The sequence below is a fragment of the Variovorax terrae genome (assembly GCF_022809125.1).
Classification (GTDB): Bacteria; Pseudomonadota; Gammaproteobacteria; order Burkholderiales; family Burkholderiaceae_C; genus Variovorax_A; species Variovorax_A terrae.
In genome coordinates this window covers 750480-766218 of the sequence record NZ_JALGBI010000001.1, presented here as the reverse complement: position 1 = coordinate 766218, position 15739 = coordinate 750480, and the positions used below count along the sequence as shown (strand labels likewise).

The following is a 15739-nucleotide window of genomic DNA, read 5'->3' as shown; positions in this document are numbered from 1 at the left end:
TCCCAGGCTTTCACCGAGAATCCCCCTTTTTTTGTTGCAGGAGACAAACGCATGAAACGTAAATTCCTCAAGACGCTGTCGCACATGCTGGTCGGAGCGGCCGCCGTCGCGTCCATGACGGCTGCGGGCACCGTGTGGGCCGCCGACAGCTTTCCGTCCAAGCCGGTGCGGATCATGTATCCGTTCCCGGCCGGCGGCGGCATGGAGGTGGTGCTGCGGGTGATCGCCCAGGAGATGCAGAAGTCGACCGGCCAGTCGTTCGTGATCGACAACCGCCCCGGCGCGGGCGCGGCGATTGCCGCGCAGGCCGCGGCCTCCGCGGCGCCCGACGGCTACACGCTGTTCGTCGGCCCCGTCGGCATCATGGCCCTCACGCCCCACCTGCGCAAGCTGCCCTACGACCCGCAGAAGGACCTGGTCGCGGTGGCGCGCCTGAGCGAGTTCAAGGGCGTCCTGATCGTGGGCAACCAGGTGCCCGTCAAGAACGTGGAGGAGTTCATCGCCTACGCCAAGGCCCACCCGGGCAAGCTCAGCTATGGCTCGTCCGGCATCGGCTCGCAGGGCCATGTGTCGGGAGAGATCCTGCAGCGCGGCTGGGGCATCAAGCTGAACCACATCCCCTACAAGGGCGCCGCCGACATGGTCAGCGACCTGATCGCGGGCCGCCTCGACATCGCCAACGACCTGACCATGCTGTCGTACGCCAAGCAGGGCAAGGCCAAGCTGCTGGCCGTCTTCGACGACAAGCGCCTGGCCGACTACCCCGAGGCACCGGCCCTGGGCGAGCTGCGCGTGCCGCAGGTGAACAAGGGCGGCACCTGGTTCGGCGCCTTCGCCCCCAAGGGCACGCCGCCCGAAGTCGTCGACAAACTCGCGAGCGAATTCGAGAAGGCGCTCAAGAGCCCCGAGGTCATCGACAGGATGCGGCCGATCACCATCAGCCCGGCCTTCCTGGGACCGAAGGAATTCAAGAAAGTGTGGGACGAGGATTACACGTCCTACGGAAGCATCATCAAGGAAGCCGGCATCAAGGTGGAATGAAAAAAGCAGACCTCATGACAACACCCTCTCCCATCGACACCATCCTGAATCCCGGTTCCGTGGCCATCCTCGGCGCCTCGGACGACCTCGCCAAGTGGGGCGGCAGCATGCTGGCCCTGCTGAAGAAATTCGAATTCCCCGGAAAGATCTTCCCGGTCAACCCGCGCAGCCCGGTGGTGCAGTCGCTGCCGGCCTTCCCTTCGGTGACGGCCATCGGGCAGCCCGTGGACGTGGCGCTGCTGGCGGTTCCCCATGAACGCGCCATCGAGGCCTTCGAGGACTGCGCGCGCGCCGGCGTCAAGGCCATCCTGATGGTGACCTCGCAGTTCGCCGAGTCGGGCGAAGCCGGCCAGAAGCTGCAGGACACGCTGGTGGACATCGCGCGCCGTGCCGGCATCCGCATCATCGGCCCCAACTGCATGGGCTACTTCCACAGCCACGCGAACCTGTGCCTGCTCAATGCCCAGGCGCTCATGCGCAACCCGGTGCTGCACAAGGGCAGCATCGCCCTGATCAGCCAGAGCGGCGCCCTGGCGGGCGCCATGCTCGCGCGCGCCTACGACCTCGGAGCGGGCTTCAGCTTCTGCGTCTCGCTCGGCAACCAGGCGGACCTCGAAGTCTGCGACTTCCTGGAGTACGCGATCTCCGATCCGCAGACGCGGGTCATCTCGCTGTACATCGAGGGGGTGAAGAGTCCGCAGCGTTTCATCGGCCTGCTGCGCCAGGCGCGTGCGGCGGGCAAGCCGGTCCTGCTGGTCAAGGCCGGCCGCACGGACTCGGGCAAGCGGGCGGTGCAGTCGCACACGGCCAGCATGGCGGGCGCCTATCAGGCGTTCGAGGCGGCCGTGCGCTACGAGTCCGCCGTCGTGGTCGATGACTTCCTCGAGCTCGTGATGCAGGCCGTGGCCTGGACCAGCCTGCCGCCGCCCACGGGCCGGTCAATCGCCGTGTTCTCGGGCTCGGGCGGCGGCGGCGCGGTGGCATCCGATCTGGTGGACGAAGCCGGCTTGGAGACGGCCACGCTCTCACCCGGCACGGTGCAGGCCCTGGCGCCCCTGATGCCGGAGAGCTGCGCCCATCTGCCGTTCGACCTGGGCGCGGTTCCCGCATCGCACCGGGGCACGAATGCGCAATGGCTGCAGGAGGTGATCGTCGGCATGATGGCCGACCCGGGCATCGGCGCAGGTATCTTCGTGATGACCACGCAGCCCGACATGGTGGGCGCGGCGCGCACCGTCATGGCCGCGAGCCAGCTGTGCGGCAAGCCGGTGGTGTTCGTGAACGCGGCCAGCAGTTGCGGCAGCGAGGCCACCGACGTGCTGCGCGCGGCGGGCATGGTCCGGTTCGAGTCGATCCGCGAAGCCACCCGCTACCTGGCCAACCGCCTGGCGTTCGAGCAGCGGGCCGGCGTTCCTCTTCTGGAAGCGCCCGCCCCTGCGGTGCCCGCCGTGGCGGCGATGGCCTCCGGCCTGCCCGTGGGCCTGATGTCCGAATACCAGACCAAGCAGCTGTTCGCGGCCGCCGGGATTCCGGTCACGGCGGGCCAGGTGGCCCGGTCTGCGGACGAGGCAGCGAGCGCGGCCCGGGCCATCGGCTTCCCGGTGGTGATGAAGCTCATGTCGGCCCAGGTCAGCCACAAGAGCGACATCGGAGGCGTGGTGCTGAATGTGCGGGACGAGGCCGCGGTCCGGCAGAACTTCGGCGCGCTCCAGGCCGCATTGGCACCAGTCCCCGGCGCCACGTTCGACGGCTGCCTGGTGCAGCAGATGGCTCAGGCAGATGCCGAGCTGCTGGTCGGCACGCACTGGGATGCGCAGTTCGGCCCGATGCTGATGTTCGGGTTTGGCGGCACGCTGGTCGAGCTGCAGCGCGACACGGCCTTGCTGCCGGCCTCCGCCAGCCGCCCGGCCATTGCCGAAGCCTTGGCCGGCCTGCGGCTCTATCCGCTGCTCACGGGCTTCCGCGGGCGCGAGCCAGCCGATCTGGAGCGGCTGGTGGATCTGATCCACCGCATGGGCCAGTTGGCCGTGCAATTGGGAGAGCAGCTCGCCGAGTGCGAAGCGAACCCCGTCATGGTGCGTGGCAATTCAATCGTTGTGGCGGACGCACGAGCCGTCTGGAAGGAAAAAGCATGAGTTTGGTGACCTATGAAACCCGGGGCCATGTAGCGCTGATCACGCTGCGCCGCAGCGAACGGCGCAATGCGCTCAACACGGAGATGAGCGCCCTGCTGCACGAGGCCTGGACGCGCTTCGCCGGCAGCCAGGAGCGCGTGGCCGTGCTGGCGGCCGACGGCGACCATTTCTGCGCCGGGGTGGATGTGACGGATGCCTCCAAGGAGGCCTGGAAGGGCGTGCCCAACGTCGGCGTCAAACTCGACAAGCCGCTGATCACGGCCGTGTCGGGCTGGGTGGTGGGGGCCGGCTTCACGCTCACAATGATGAGCGACCTGTGCGTGGCCGACGACACCACCCAGTTCATGTTCCCCGAGGCCAAGCTCGGCCTGTTTGGCGGCATCACCGCCAGCCTGGTGTCCCGCATCCCGCACAAGGTGGCGCTGGAGTTCCTGATGCTGGGCGATCCCCTGCCGGCCCGCCGTGCCTACGACGTGGGCCTGATCAACCGGGTGACGGAAAAAGGACGGCAGCTCGAGACGGCGATGGAGATGGCCGACCGGCTGGCCGGCTACGCGCCGCTGGTGCTGCAGACCATCAAGCGCGCCACGCTGGAGACGCTGCCGAAGTCGCCGGCTGAGATCGCCTACCCGGAAATGGGCTACCTGACCCGCCTGGTCCAGAGCGAGGACTACCAGGAAGGCGTGAATGCCTTCCGCGAAAAGCGCAAACCGGACTTCCAGGGCCGCTGAGCCGCTCGTGAACGCAATGAAGACATCGACGACATGAACGACAAGCAACCCAACGCGGACGGCGGCGCCACGGCGCTCCAGCAGGCCCAGCTGATCGAGGCCATCGTGGAGGCGGGCCCCGTCATGGCCCGGCTGCGCCGCGACCTGCACGCCCGCCCCGAGCTGTGCTACGAAGAGGTCCTGACCGCCGAGCTGGTGGCCGGGCGCCTGACCGATTGGGGCATCCCGGTGCACCGGGGCCTGGGCCAGACCGGCGTGGTGGGCATCGTGCGGGCCGGCACCTCGAACCGCGCGATCGGGCTGCGCGCCGACATGGACGCCCTGCCGATGCAGGAGCAGAACACCTTTCCCCACGCGTCCAGGCACCCCGGGAAGATGCATGCCTGTGGCCACGACGGGCACACGGCCATGCTGCTGGCAGCGGCGCAGCACCTGGCGCGCGAACGGAACTTCGACGGCACGGTCTACCTGATCTTTCAGCCGGCCGAGGAAGGCGGCGGCGGTGGCGCCGCCATGATCCGGGATGGGCTTTTCGAGCGCTTTCCGATGGAGGCCGTCTACGGCATGCACAACTGGCCCGGCCTCGCGGCGGGCCAGTTCGCGATGAGTCCGGGGCCGGTGATGGCGTCCTACAGCACCTTCCGGATCGTCATCCGCGGCAAGGGATGCCATGCGGCGCTGCCGCACCTGGGACTGGACCCGGTGCCGGTCGCGGCCCAGATGATCATGGCCTTTCAGACCATCCTCACCCGCAACAAGAAGCCCCTCGATGCGGCCGTGCTGTCCGTGACGAATGTGCACGCCGGCGAAGCCACCAACGTGGTGCCCGACACCTGCGAACTGACCGGGACCGTGCGCACGTTTTCAACCCGCGTGCTGGACCTGGTCGAACAGCGCATGCGGGAAGTGGCGCAGCATACCTGCCAGGCCTTCGGCATCGAGTGTGAGTTCGAATTCATCCGCACCTACCCACCGACTGTCAATCATCAGGCGCCGGCCGAACTGGCGCGCCGCGTGATGGGCGGCATCGTCGGCGAGGCGAACGTGCTGGACCAGGAACCCGCGATGACCGCCGAAGACTTCGCGTTCATGCTCGAGGCCGTACCGGGCTGCTACGGCTTCATCGGCAACGGGCTCGGCGACCACCGCGCCGTCGGGCACGGCGCCGGCCCCTGCACGCTGCACAACGCCAGCTACGACTTCAACGACGAGATCCTGCCTCTGGGGGCCACGTACTGGGTTCGGCTGGCTGAGGCGTGCCTGGCGCCCTCTTGAGGTGAAAACCAGGCTCTGCTGATTTGAGTTCCCGGCAGCCTGGCTGCGCCAATGGATCAGGCTCACACCAACGATCAATTTCGCTGGCGACTCATGAAGCCAGATGATTGGCGAAACCGACATTGGAGTAGCTCGGATTTGTTGAGCTTGGTGAACAGAGAAGCCTGCGGATTACCGGCGCAGCGCGTGGCCACAGCAAACCGTCGGAAAAATCCTGAGATTTGTGACTTCGCGTTCCCAAGCAGGTAGGAAATCTTCTGCCACCTCGCGGAAAACTGCCTAGCGGCTGCATCCTCAGCTCAGGTTCTTAGCCGCCCATCCCTGTCGTACACGGTCAAGCTGACCTGGGCCAGCGGATTGGGTCGGGACTCGAACCATCGCCCGACATACCCGCCAAAATCATGCTCGCGCGCAGCACGCAACGCCTTGGCGATCTCGGTGGATTGAGTGCTCCGAAGGCTCCTTGTAGCTTCCACGAACATAGTCGCACCGATCCAAGCCTCCATGGTGTGGAAGGTCGGCGCAATCCCGTTGCGCGCACAGAAGGCTCGGTGGTCGAGGCAGACCTTGAGCGCATCGGTATTCGGCAATGGCACGACTTGCGTCACCGAGATACCCGTGACGAGACTTCCCAGCCGCTCTGCCAATCCCTGGCTCCCAACGCTGGACAAAGCGTACAAGTAGCCCTTCCAGCCTGCGGCGCGAAGAGCACGCACGAAGGATGCTGACGCGACGTCGTTGCTTCCCAGAACGACAGCATGCGGGTTGCTTTGCATCAGCGTGGCCACTGCGCCCGGCACGGTGTACTCGCTGCCTGCGGTGTCGATCGAGGTCAGCACGGCATTTTCACGCCGGGCTCCCTCCAGAAGATCGAGCATGGCGCTGCGCATCTCCAAACCCAGGAAGGTCGATTCATACACCAGGGCCAGACGAGACAAGCCAATTGTCTCGGCATGTCGCGCGATGTAGCGAATCTCGTCTGAGTGGCTTGCACGAAAGACAAAAGCGCCCGGCCGACGCGATGACCGCAACTCAACCGCACCCGAAACAGGTGCGATGTAGGGCATGCCGAAAGCCTCGGCAGCCATCGCACCCGCCCGGTTGGCACCCTCCCCGCCAAAGCCGAACAAGACGTGGGCGCCTTGCCCGGCGACAAGATGCCTGACATTGGCCCTCGTCTGTTCAGGATCGCCGCCGTCGTCCAGCGAAACAAGCTCATACCGCAATTCGCGCATCTGGGGCCGCTCATTGGCTTCCTTGAAAGCGGCTGCCGCAGACTGGCGATAGGAAGTGGCAAGGAGGGCGTGCGGCCCCGTCATGGGCAGCGATTGGCCAAGACGAATGGTCTTGACGGGCGCCACAGCCGATTGAGGCCGCGCTGGAGCGACGGCGGCCAGTCCTGCTGCAGCCAGCAAGCTGCGTCTGGTTATCGTATTTTTTTCGGCCTTCGGAGTATTCACCCGGCGTGCAGAGGCCATACCTGGCTCCTTGACTGGAAAACTGCGTGCCATCTGCGGCGGCCCGGCCACCGCCTACCAGCGGAGAGCGGCTGTGTGCACAGGCGCATCCCACAACTGCTTCAGCTCCGAATCGAGCACCGTCACCGTCAGGGACGCACCCGCCATTTCGAGTGAAGTCGTGTAATTGCCGACCAGGAACCGCGCGGGCTTGAAACCCAGCGACCGAAGCTGGGCCTCCGCGCGATGCTGCAGGAGGTAGAGCTCCATCAGAGGCGTTGCGCCGAATCCGTTCACGTGCAGCAGCACTTCCGATCCCGCGCACGGGTTGAGATCGCGAATGATCGCCGTGAGGAGTTCGTCCACGATGACATCGGCCCGCTGCAGGCGCTCCCGGCGCCGGCCTGGCTCGCCATGAATGCCCACGCCAACTTCCATCTCATCCGCGCCGATGTCGAAAGTTTCCCGGCCCGCCGCGGGGACCGTGCAACTGGTGAACGCAATCCCCATGGATGCGGTCGCCTTGTTCACCCGGTCGCCCAGCTCTTTGCACTGCTGCAGATCGGCGCCCGCCTCCGCGGCAGCGCCCACCATCTTCTCCACCATCAGGGTGCCTGCCACGCCCCGTCTGCCGGTGGTGTGGGTCGAATTGTCGACGGCCACATCGTCGTTGACGAGCACCGTCTCGTTCTCGACCTCCAACATCTCGCTGGCCATCTCGAAATTCATCAGGTCGCCCGCGTAGTTCTTGACGATCAGCAACACGCCCTTGCCGGTTTCGACGGCGGTGGCGGCGGCAATCATCTGGTCAGGCGTGGGCGATGTGAAGATCTGTCCCGGGCATGCCGCATCGAGCATGCCCTGGCCCACGAAGCCCACGTGCAACGGTTCATGGCCCGATCCACCGCCGGACAGCAGGGCGACTTTGGGCCGCCGCGACGGGGCCGCCCGGCATACATAGGTGGGATCCATGTGCACCTGGAGGATGCCGGCGTGTGCGCAAGCCATTCCCGCCAACGCCTCTTGCAGCATGCTGTCGGTTTCGTTCAGGAATTTTTTCATGGCGGTCTCCTTGCTCACTGTGAAAGCGTGGTGGCAGTGACGGCGGCGATGATGACTTCACACGTCTTGCACCCAGGATCGATGTGGCCCAGCGCTCGCTCGCCCAACGAGTATGCCCGGCCTTTGGTCGCGATCATGTCACGGGTCGCGACCATGTTCCGGGTCGCCTCGGCGTTGAGCTGCCGGCATATCTCGTCCAGCGGCATATCCTCGGAGACAAGCTTGGTCAGCAGCCGCGAAACAGGTATCAGGACATCCAGCATCGTCTTTTCGCCGACGTCGGCCTTGCCGCGTCGCTTGATGGCGTCCACGCCTGCCGCAAAGGCCTCCGCAATGTCCTGGCGCGCCGGCTCCGGCTTGCCGCTGAGGGATGCGCCCATGGCCGTGAAGAAACTGGAGATCAGCGGACCCGAGGCTCCGCCAATGGTCGACAAAAGCTTCATGCCCATCGCCTGCAGCGCCACCGACGGCAGCATGCGCCCCAGCTCCGCGCGCATCGCCATGAGCGTGGTGCAGCCTCGGCGGATATTCAGGTAGTGATCACCATCTCCAATGGCGCGGTCGAGGGATTCGATATCTGCTTCGTTCTCCAGGATCGAAGCGTGCACAGCTTCCAGGCTGTCGACGATGAGCGAGCTATTCATGATGGGCCTATTTCCTGCGGGCGACGCTGACAAATGATTCAAGGTAGAGGCTGCCTGGCGGCGAAAACGGGGCACCGCCGCCGTTCCCGCCACCTTGCCCCGGGTTAGTTGATGACGCTGGCGTAGAAGGCCTTCTCCATCTCTGCCATGTCCACGGCCTTCATCTCTGCCGAGAGCGGGAACGTGTCGGCGTCGGCATGCACCTTGGCCTTGCTGAAGGCATTCGCATCGGCGATGAAGTCGTTCAACACATACTTGCGCGTATCGATGTCGATCGACGACTGGCCGATGGTCTTCAGGATGCGGAAAAACCTGTCCCAAGCCGGTAGGTCATGTTCACCCCAGCCCTTGCGCTTGGCCATGTCGCCCTTGAAGGTGCGGTGGATCTGCAACAGGCTTTCGGTGCCATAACGGGGGCCGTAGTTCTGCCGGGTCTGCGGCAACGCTTCGAACACGATCTGCGCCGCCGCGCGCGGATTGCGGTCGGCGAATTCGGAGCCCATGGCCCAGCCGCGCAGGTACTTCTGCAGGAATGCCTTGCGGTCGGGGTCCAGGATGTCGGCCCGGCGCACGACGAGCGAGTTGGACGGCAGCGGGGATCCGCGCATGCCCAGCCAGTAGTCGAAGCGCAGTCCCTTGGCTTCGAGGTCGGCGCGCAGGCCTTCCCAGGTCAGTGCCGCGTCACCTTGGCCACTCTGCAATGCCTTGGTCCACGTGGGCCACCCCGCCTCGACATACTTGATGCTCTTCGGGTCGACGCCGACCGCCGCGAACATGGGGTCCGCGATGGACTGCCAGGCGGCGGAGCCGAGCAGCACGGTCTTGCCGGCGAGCTGCTTCAGATCCTTGACCCCCTGGCCCTTGCGAAAGGCGATATTGAACAGATCCAGATTGCCGCTGCCATACACCGAAACCAGATCCATCCGGTTGTTGATGGCAAACGACAGGACGCCGGGAGAGGGAAAGCCGACGTCGGCCTGGTTCACCGCCAGGAATTTCACCACGGCGGTGCCGTCGGAAGGGCCGGCTTCCATCCGGGTCTCGACGCCCAGGTCACCGAAGTACCCCATCTTCCTGGCCACCCAGTACGGGTAGTCGTCCATGACCTCGATGGTGCCTCGCGGCGAGATCCAGGTGTGCGAGCCCTTGTAGGGCGCGGCCTGTGCGGCTCCGCCGCCCATGATCGAACCACCCAGGATGGTGGACGTCACAGCGCCGGAGGCACTGACCTGCAGAAAATGGCGACGGGACAGCCCTGCCCCGTGAAAGGCATGATTCATTGATGCTCCTCTTACTTGGATGAAAACCGCACGAAGGCATGAGCTCTCGGGACTGCACCGCGGCGCAGCAGTCCGCTGCCGCAATCGCTAGCTCTCCCAGCCCGCCAGGCGCTTGCCCAGCCAGAAGAAGAACAGATAGATCAAAATTCCCAGCAAGGCCAGGATCAGGATGCATGCGAAGAACTCGGGCATCCGGATCACCGACGAGTACGTCGTCAGGCGGCTGCCGAGGCCGAATCCGCCTCCTGCCATTTCAGCGCCGACGGCGGTGATCAAGCCGAAAATGGCGCCGATCATGAGACCCACGATGACCATGGGCATGGCCATGGGCAGCCTGATCCTGGTGAAGATCTGCAGAGTCGAGGCGCCGTACGACCTGGCCAATGCGATCTTGCCAAAATCGATGCGGCGCAAGCCGGTTGCCGAGTTGATCATCACCATCGGACCGGATGCCAGGGCCACGGCGATGATGCGCGGGGCGTAGCCGAAGCCGAAATTGAGGATCAGCAAGGGCACCAGCGCCAGCATCGGCGTGGTGACCAGCAGAAGGATGTAGGGCGCAACGATCTTCTCGGCAAAGGGGAACTGCGTGATGATCGCGGCGAGAAGCATCCCGATGCTGGCGCCGATCGCGTAGCCGACGAACAGCTCCAGCAACGTGTGGCCGAAGTGGGTGGCGATCACCGGAACTTCGCTGGAGACGAACACGCCGGCGATCGAGGACGGGGTCGGCATGATATATGCGGGCACGTCGAACAGCCTGAGCAGGAACTCCAGCCCGCCGACAATGAGCACGGCGACCGCGACGATGGCCACCAGCTCCCGGGCCGACTGGATGCTGATGCCGCCGGACAGGCCCGACAGGTTGGCCATGGAGGCCTCGCCCTTGCCTGCATCGGCCTTCTTTCCGAATTCGGGAATTCTGTCGCCCAATACTTTGTCTGTCATGGGTAGGCTCCTGCGAGCGCCTGGTTGCTCGTCTTGGGTTGGTGCTGGATGTCGGCCTTGATCGTGTTCACCACGTCGAAGAACTCGCGCGTTTCCATGATTTCCAGCGGACGGGGCCTTGGGAACGGGATCGTGAAAGTCCTTGCAAGACGCCCGGGGCGTGCACTCAGGACATGCACCTTGTCCGAGAGAAAGACGGCTTCCGGAATGCTGTGGGTGATGAAGACGATCATCTTCCTGGTCTCCATCCAGATCTCTTCGACCAGCAGATTCATCTCGTCCCGGGTGAATGCATCGAGCGCACCGAAAGGCTCGTCCATGAGAAGGACCGATGGATCGAAGGACAGTGCGCGCACGATGGACGCTCGCTGTTGCATGCCGCCAGAGAGTTCCCGGGGCATCTTGTTGCCGAAGCCGCCCAGGCCGACGCGCTCCATCAACTGAAGGATGCGGTCTTCATTGGCGCTTTTGCCGCTGATCTCGAACGGGAAGGCGAGATTGCGCTGGATGTTGCGCCACGGCAGCAGATTGGCGTCCTGGAACACCATGCCGATGTCGGGATGCGGCCCGTGGATCGGGGTACCGTCCAATCGGATCTCGCCGCTTGTCAGATCGTGCAGCCCTGCCATCGACCACAGCAACGTTGTCTTGCCGCACCCAGACGGCCCCACCAGCGAGACAAATTCGTGGTCCCTGATTGCGATGGAGACGTTGTCGAGCGCGTGGACTCGCCCTGTTCCCGTCTCGTAGTATTTGGTCGCTCGGTCGATGACGAGCTTTTCGTTGTGCTTAGGCAATTGCGCCCTCTTGTAGTGCTGTGGGTTGAAATCCGAGCGCTTTCTTCAGGCGTTGAAGGCGAGTAGTTCGCGCTGGTGAGCGTCGACCTGTGCGGTGTAGGCCGGGTCGAATCCGTTGAGCGCCATATGCCCCTCGATCGAGTCGATCACGCGGAGCTCTCCGTTCGGGATCAGCCGCGATTCCGCTTCGCAGTCGCGCGGTGGGAAAAACATGTCGTGGCTGATCGGCATGGTGTAGACCTTCGCCCTGATCCGGCCCAGGGCGGCCGCGAGGTCGCCGCCGGTGTGGCGCGACACGTCGCCGCGTTGCCATTTCCAGGCCTTGCACAGGAGGTCGTTGGCGTCCATGGGAGCGAAGTAGGCGCGCATCACACCGTTGATGAAGTCGCGCTCCGAAGACATCCCCAGCAACGTGTTCCAGCGCTTCTTTTCGTAGAACTCGGTGCTCCAGCCCATCACGGCGAAGATCTTCGCCAGGCGGCTGAGACCGTCCCTCACGTCTTCGCTACGTGCGTACCAGCCGTTCTTCCAGGCGGGGTCCGACGTGACTGATTCGATCAGTGTTTCGGTGAACATGAAATCGTGGAAGGTGTTGCGGGCCGTGGCGGCCAGCACGGCAGCGCGTTGAACCATCTCGGGATACCGCACGGCCCACTCATAGATCTGCTGTCCGCCCATGGAACCGCCGAAAGCAAGCGCAAGTCGCTTGATCCCGAATTCCCTGGTCAGAAGTTGGTGCTGCGCCACCACGTCATCCCCGATCCGCACCTTGGGGAAGTTCGCCATGTTCTGCGGCGAAGGGGTGTTGTGCGGCGAGCTCGAGAGACCACTGCCGATCTGGTCCACGATCACGATGAAGTACTTGGCCGGATCCAGCGCATGGCCGGCACCGACGTAGACATCTTCCATGACCTTGCCCGTGCCCGAGAACCAGGTGGTCACCAGGACGGCGTTGTCCTTCGCCGCGTTGAGCATTCCATGCGTGCGGTAGGCGAGCTTGCAGGAGCGCAGCGTTTCCCCCTCCTCCAGCAGCAGGTCGCCGAGTTCGTAGAGTGCATAGGTCCCGTGCACGGACGGTGAATAGAAGTCGTTGGGAATCATGGGCATGCCTTGGCTGCGATGGATGGGCTGGACCGGGTCGGGCTTGCCGGCGCGTTGTGGCGCATGATGTCTCCTGTTCTTTCTTGATGTGATTGATGTAGTTTCTTAAAACACATCAATTAATACCATCATGGAAAACCCTCATCCATGCCTCTCTCAATTGGATTTAGAGAGAAGCGATGCGCCTGAGGCAAAATAAGGGTTGAGTTGTTTAAGGGACGTGAAAACCCAATCAGCATGAATCCCGTCAAGATCTCAGAGATAGCCAAGGCCGCGGGCGTCAGCACCGCCACCGTGGATCGCGTGCTGAACGACCGTGGCGGCGTGAACCCGGCAACCACGCGCCGCGTGAAGGAGGTGCTGGAAAGCCTGGGCGGCGTCGCGTCCACGCCGGGCCGGCCGAAGTCCGCGGCGCGCTACCGGTTTGGCTTCGTGCTGCCCAACACCCGCCAGGCCTTCTTCGATGCAGTGGACCGCGTGATCGCGCAAAGTGCGGGTGAGTTCAGGCACCAGCACATCACCGAGGTGACGATGCGGCTTCCTCCGCACGACGCCAGCGCATTCGCCGAAGAGGTGGCCAAGTTGAGCGACTATGACGGCTTGGCCATCCTGGCGCCGGATGTCCCGCCCGTGAAGCTGGCCATCAACGAACTCGTCCAGGCAGGCGTGCATGTCGTCACGCTGTTTTCCGATGTTGCGGGTTCCAGGCGCGCGGCCTTTTTGGGAACGGACAACCGAGCTGCGGGCCGCACGGCGGCATTGCTTCTGGGACTGCGGCTCAATCGATACCAAGCGGGCAAAACAGCCTTGTTCTCGCCGGCCACGAGGTACGCCGCGGAGATCGATCGGCGCATCGGATATGCCCAGTTGATGGAGGAGCGATTCCCGAGCGTCCAGATACAGAGGTTCCTGGAGCTCCCGGAGTCTGAGGAGGAGGCCTATCGGTACGCGCTGGAATGCCTGCCGCCGGCAGATTCTTCGGACGCGATGTTCTCGGCCTACAGCGTCGGAGCGGGGAGCTTCGGCATTGCGCGCGCTCTGTCTGAGAAAGGCTATTCAGGCAAGGCGCTCTTCGCCGTACATGAGCTTGTTGAGATTCATCGCTCGCTATTGGCTAACAACAGCGTGGACTTTGTCCTGCACCAGGACATCTACCCTTCGGTATCAGCCGCCGCCCGCACCCTGCGCGCGCTGGATGACGGAGTTCGCGGCGCCCTCGCCACCTTCCACAACCCTCGCGTTGAGATCGTGACGCAAGAAAACCTGGCTTGAAAGGAAGACGCCAACGGTTTTTCCCGATGAGCCCATTGGGTGCAGCCAAAAAAGCAAGACGAGCACGTGTCCGTCGCGCGCGCATGTACTGTCGGGTTCCCAGGTGAGGTGAGTCGTGAAGCCGGCTGGGAAAGAGGAAATCCTCCGGATTCAGTCTGGCCTGCGTGATCTCGAACTGCACCGGGCGCTGAGTCTTGTGCTGCATGACGATGGCGCGCGTAGCCATCTGGTTTCCGTGGCACACGTCCTAGACCTTGAAGGCCATGAGGTCGCATCCGTGCAGCTTGCTGTCGATGCCAAGGTTGAAGAGCGCTGGTTCGTGCAGTTCCGGGCGCGCCGATGGATTCACACTCCTCGCCATCAGTGTGAGTCCGAGGCCTCGTCAGGAAGCCGACTTACGGCTTGATAACCCTGCCGACCAAAGTCAGCTTGCGGCGAATCTCAGGGAAGCCCAGCCCCGGCCGCCATCGGACCTGCACCTTTTTCCTTTGCCAGAGCGCCGCGTCACCGACACGTGAGCAGCCTGGTGATGGTCAATGCATCGGCCGACCGAGCCGTTTGCTCGCCCTTGATATCGCGTAATTCACGAGGCAGTAAAGCGCAGCTACAACGAGGTATACGGGCACCAGCGAGTGGTAATTGGCGATGAGCACCTTGGCGTTCTGCATGAGTTCACCATAGGTGACGACGTAACCGAAGGTGGTGTCCTTGACCACGATGACCAGTTGCGCGACCAGTGCCGGGACAATGTAGCGAAGGGCCTGGGGAAAGACGACGAAGAAGAAAACCTGGGCTTCGGTCAGCCCCAGACTTCGCGCAGCATCGGTCTGGCCGCGGGGAACGGCGAGCACGCCCGCGCGGTAGACCTCGGCCACCACCGCGGCGGTGCTAAGGCCGATGGGCAACGTCAACATCCAGTAGGTGCTCAGCTTCATCCCGACCGACGGAAGCACCAGAAAACACACATAGATGAGCAGCAGCGTCGGCGTGCCACGCAGGAACTCGATGACCGCGATGCTCGGCCAACGCACGAGCCGCGGCCGCGCCAGACGCCCCACCAACAGCACCAACCCGAGGGCCAGTGCGATAACGGCGGCCATTGCCGCCGAGGCCAGCGTGCCGAGCAGGCCTCTGCCCAGGAAGGCCCAGGTCGTCGGCCAAGCGAAGAATTCCCAGAATCGGGCGTCGAGCTGCCCTGCGGAATGGAACCGGAACACGATACCCGCAGCCAGCAGGAGCAGCACGGCCGCTGCGATCACGCTCACCACCCGTATGACGGTCTGGGCCTGCGGGCTTGGAGCACCAAACAGAATGTCTTCCAGAGGGCGGCTCATCGCAGTATCCGCACCTTCTTTTCCAAGGTGGCGCCAGCCCAGGCGATGAGCAACCCAGTCGCCACGTACATCGCGGCGGCCACCGCGAATGCGGCCATGCCGGCTGCGGAGTCGTTGGCGATCTTGGACACGAGCGCGGTGAGCTCCCGACCCGGAAACGGCACCTGCGACGCCAACGAGGTCGATAACATCAGCGCAATGAGCAGCGAGGTCATCGGCTGCACCACCGCGCGCAGCGCCTGCGGCAATACCACCGCAGAGATAATGCGCATCGGCCGCATGCCCAGGCTGAGTGCAGCCTCAATTTGGCCGTCGTCGATGGTGTTGATACCCGAGCGCAGGTAGTCCGCCGTGAACGCGGAGCAGACCAGCGTCAACGTCAGGATCACGGCGGGCTCATAGTCGATCAGGACCTGGAGATCGGGCAGCGCGAACACGATGAAGATCAGCAGCGCAGCGCTGGGAATGTTGCGGAAGATCTCGACGTAACCGGTCAGAAAGAAGCGGAGGGGCCGCAGCGGGAAGAGCCGGAGCACCGTCACGACCATGCCCAGCAAGAAGCCGGGCACGAACGACACGACCGTGAGCTTCCATGTCAGAAAAAGGGCCTGCCCGAAGGCAGGCCCATAGTCGGCCAGGAGCCTGGAGACGCTGCCCATTGG

At 64.1% G+C, this 15739-nt stretch carries 14 protein-coding genes and 1 pseudogene; 5 read left to right on the top strand and 10 right to left on the bottom strand.

What is annotated here, in order from left to right; translation table 11 throughout:
- Nucleotides 1-51: 51 nt before the first annotated feature.
- The 4 genes from MMF98_RS03525 to MMF98_RS03510 all read left to right on the top strand — a co-directional run bounded on the left by MMF98_RS03525 (nucleotide 52) and on the right by MMF98_RS03510 (nucleotide 5182).
- Nucleotides 52-1041 carry a Bug family tripartite tricarboxylate transporter substrate binding protein gene (locus MMF98_RS03525; protein WP_243304373.1) on the top strand — a complete coding sequence of 330 codons (990 nt, stop codon included), beginning with the start codon at nucleotides 52-54 and terminating at the stop codon, nucleotides 1039-1041.
- A 14-nt stretch (nucleotides 1042-1055) separates the two neighbouring features.
- On the top strand, nucleotides 1056-3176 hold the full coding sequence (locus MMF98_RS03520; RefSeq protein WP_243304372.1) for an acetate--CoA ligase family protein: 2121 nt from the start codon (nucleotides 1056-1058) through the stop codon (nucleotides 3174-3176).
- Nucleotides 3173-3907, top strand: a complete 735-nt coding sequence (locus MMF98_RS03515; RefSeq protein ID WP_243304370.1) for an enoyl-CoA hydratase/isomerase family protein — start codon at nucleotides 3173-3175, stop codon at nucleotides 3905-3907. The genes MMF98_RS03520 and MMF98_RS03515 overlap by 4 nt, the downstream gene beginning before the upstream one ends.
- 123 nt (nucleotides 3908-4030) lie before the next feature.
- Complete coding sequence (locus tag MMF98_RS03510; protein ID WP_423837610.1) at nucleotides 4031-5182, top strand: M20 aminoacylase family protein; 1152 nt, start codon at nucleotides 4031-4033, stop codon at nucleotides 5180-5182.
- A gap of 299 nt (nucleotides 5183-5481) precedes the next feature.
- Here MMF98_RS03510 and MMF98_RS03505 read toward each other — a convergent pair whose 3' ends face one another.
- From MMF98_RS03505 to MMF98_RS03475, 7 genes are all read right to left on the bottom strand, one after another.
- The gene (locus MMF98_RS03505) at nucleotides 5482-6660 is read right to left on the bottom strand and encodes an ABC transporter substrate-binding protein (protein ID WP_243304366.1); all 1179 of its coding nucleotides are present in this window, start codon (nucleotides 6658-6660) and stop codon (nucleotides 5482-5484) included.
- 54 nt (nucleotides 6661-6714) lie between these two features.
- Nucleotides 6715-7701 (bottom strand): dihydroxyacetone kinase subunit DhaK, encoded by a 987-nt coding sequence (gene dhaK / locus MMF98_RS03500; RefSeq protein WP_243304364.1) that lies wholly within the window; start codon nucleotides 7699-7701, stop codon nucleotides 6715-6717.
- A 14-nt stretch (nucleotides 7702-7715) separates the two neighbouring features.
- The gene (gene dhaL, locus MMF98_RS03495; RefSeq protein ID WP_243304362.1) at nucleotides 7716-8345 is read right to left on the bottom strand and encodes a dihydroxyacetone kinase subunit DhaL; all 630 of its coding nucleotides are present in this window, start codon (nucleotides 8343-8345) and stop codon (nucleotides 7716-7718) included.
- Nucleotides 8346-8449: 104 nt separating this feature from the next.
- Nucleotides 8450-9625 carry an ABC transporter substrate-binding protein gene (locus tag MMF98_RS03490; RefSeq protein ID WP_243304360.1) on the bottom strand — a complete coding sequence of 392 codons (1176 nt, stop codon included), beginning with the start codon at nucleotides 9623-9625 and terminating at the stop codon, nucleotides 8450-8452.
- Between the two features lie 87 nt (nucleotides 9626-9712).
- A complete protein-coding gene (locus tag MMF98_RS03485) occupies nucleotides 9713-10573 on the bottom strand; it encodes an ABC transporter permease (protein WP_243304359.1) in 861 nt (286 codons plus the stop codon).
- Nucleotides 10570-11370 carry an ABC transporter ATP-binding protein gene (locus tag MMF98_RS03480; protein ID WP_243304356.1) on the bottom strand — a complete coding sequence of 267 codons (801 nt, stop codon included), beginning with the start codon at nucleotides 11368-11370 and terminating at the stop codon, nucleotides 10570-10572. The genes MMF98_RS03485 and MMF98_RS03480 overlap by 4 nt, the downstream gene beginning before the upstream one ends.
- Nucleotides 11371-11415: 45 nt before the next feature.
- Nucleotides 11416-12471, bottom strand: coding sequence for an alpha/beta fold hydrolase (locus tag MMF98_RS03475; RefSeq protein WP_243304354.1), 1056 nt, complete (start codon nucleotides 12469-12471; stop codon nucleotides 11416-11418).
- A 237-nt stretch (nucleotides 12472-12708) separates the two neighbouring features.
- On the opposite strand from MMF98_RS03475, the gene MMF98_RS03470 reads away from it, so the two are divergent.
- The gene (locus MMF98_RS03470) at nucleotides 12709-13743 is read left to right on the top strand and encodes a LacI family DNA-binding transcriptional regulator (protein ID WP_243304352.1); all 1035 of its coding nucleotides are present in this window, start codon (nucleotides 12709-12711) and stop codon (nucleotides 13741-13743) included.
- Between the two features lie 79 nt (nucleotides 13744-13822).
- On the opposite strand, the pseudogene MMF98_RS03465 reads toward MMF98_RS03470, so the two are convergent.
- The 3 genes and pseudogenes from MMF98_RS03465 to MMF98_RS03455 all read right to left on the bottom strand — a co-directional run.
- Nucleotides 13823-14068, bottom strand: a pseudogene (locus MMF98_RS03465) (integrase); the annotation flags it as partial.
- A 208-nt stretch (nucleotides 14069-14276) separates the two neighbouring features.
- Nucleotides 14277-15077, bottom strand: a complete 801-nt coding sequence (locus tag MMF98_RS03460; RefSeq protein WP_243304350.1) for an amino acid ABC transporter permease — start codon at nucleotides 15075-15077, stop codon at nucleotides 14277-14279.
- Entirely contained in the window at nucleotides 15074-15736 is a 663-nt protein-coding gene (locus MMF98_RS03455) for an amino acid ABC transporter permease (protein WP_243304348.1), read from the bottom strand. The genes MMF98_RS03460 and MMF98_RS03455 overlap by 4 nt, the downstream gene beginning before the upstream one ends.
- Nucleotides 15737-15739: the final 3 nt, after the last annotated feature.

Coding starts and splice junctions, on each gene's coding strand:
- MMF98_RS03460 (WP_243304350.1), bottom strand. CDS start 15,077: ATGAGCCGCCCTCTGGAAGACATTCTGTTTGGTGCTCCAAGCCCGCAG.
- dhaK (WP_243304364.1), bottom strand. CDS start 7,701: ATGAAAAAATTCCTGAACGAAACCGACAGCATGCTGCAAGAGGCGTTG.
- MMF98_RS03505 (WP_243304366.1), bottom strand. CDS start 6,660: ATGGCCTCTGCACGCCGGGTGAATACTCCGAAGGCCGAAAAAAATACG.
- dhaL (WP_243304362.1), bottom strand. CDS start 8,345: ATGAATAGCTCGCTCATCGTCGACAGCCTGGAAGCTGTGCACGCTTCG.
- MMF98_RS03485 (WP_243304359.1), bottom strand. CDS start 10,573: ATGACAGACAAAGTATTGGGCGACAGAATTCCCGAATTCGGAAAGAAG.
- MMF98_RS03525 (WP_243304373.1), top strand. CDS start 52: ATGAAACGTAAATTCCTCAAGACGCTGTCGCACATGCTGGTCGGAGCG.
- MMF98_RS03520 (WP_243304372.1), top strand. CDS start 1,056: ATGACAACACCCTCTCCCATCGACACCATCCTGAATCCCGGTTCCGTG.
- MMF98_RS03515 (WP_243304370.1), top strand. CDS start 3,173: ATGAGTTTGGTGACCTATGAAACCCGGGGCCATGTAGCGCTGATCACG.
- MMF98_RS03510 (WP_423837610.1), top strand. CDS start 4,031: ATGGCCCGGCTGCGCCGCGACCTGCACGCCCGCCCCGAGCTGTGCTAC.
- MMF98_RS03455 (WP_243304348.1), bottom strand. CDS start 15,736: ATGGGCAGCGTCTCCAGGCTCCTGGCCGACTATGGGCCTGCCTTCGGG.
- MMF98_RS03475 (WP_243304354.1), bottom strand. CDS start 12,471: ATGATTCCCAACGACTTCTATTCACCGTCCGTGCACGGGACCTATGCA.
- MMF98_RS03490 (WP_243304360.1), bottom strand. CDS start 9,625: ATGAATCATGCCTTTCACGGGGCAGGGCTGTCCCGTCGCCATTTTCTG.
- MMF98_RS03470 (WP_243304352.1), top strand. CDS start 12,709: ATGAATCCCGTCAAGATCTCAGAGATAGCCAAGGCCGCGGGCGTCAGC.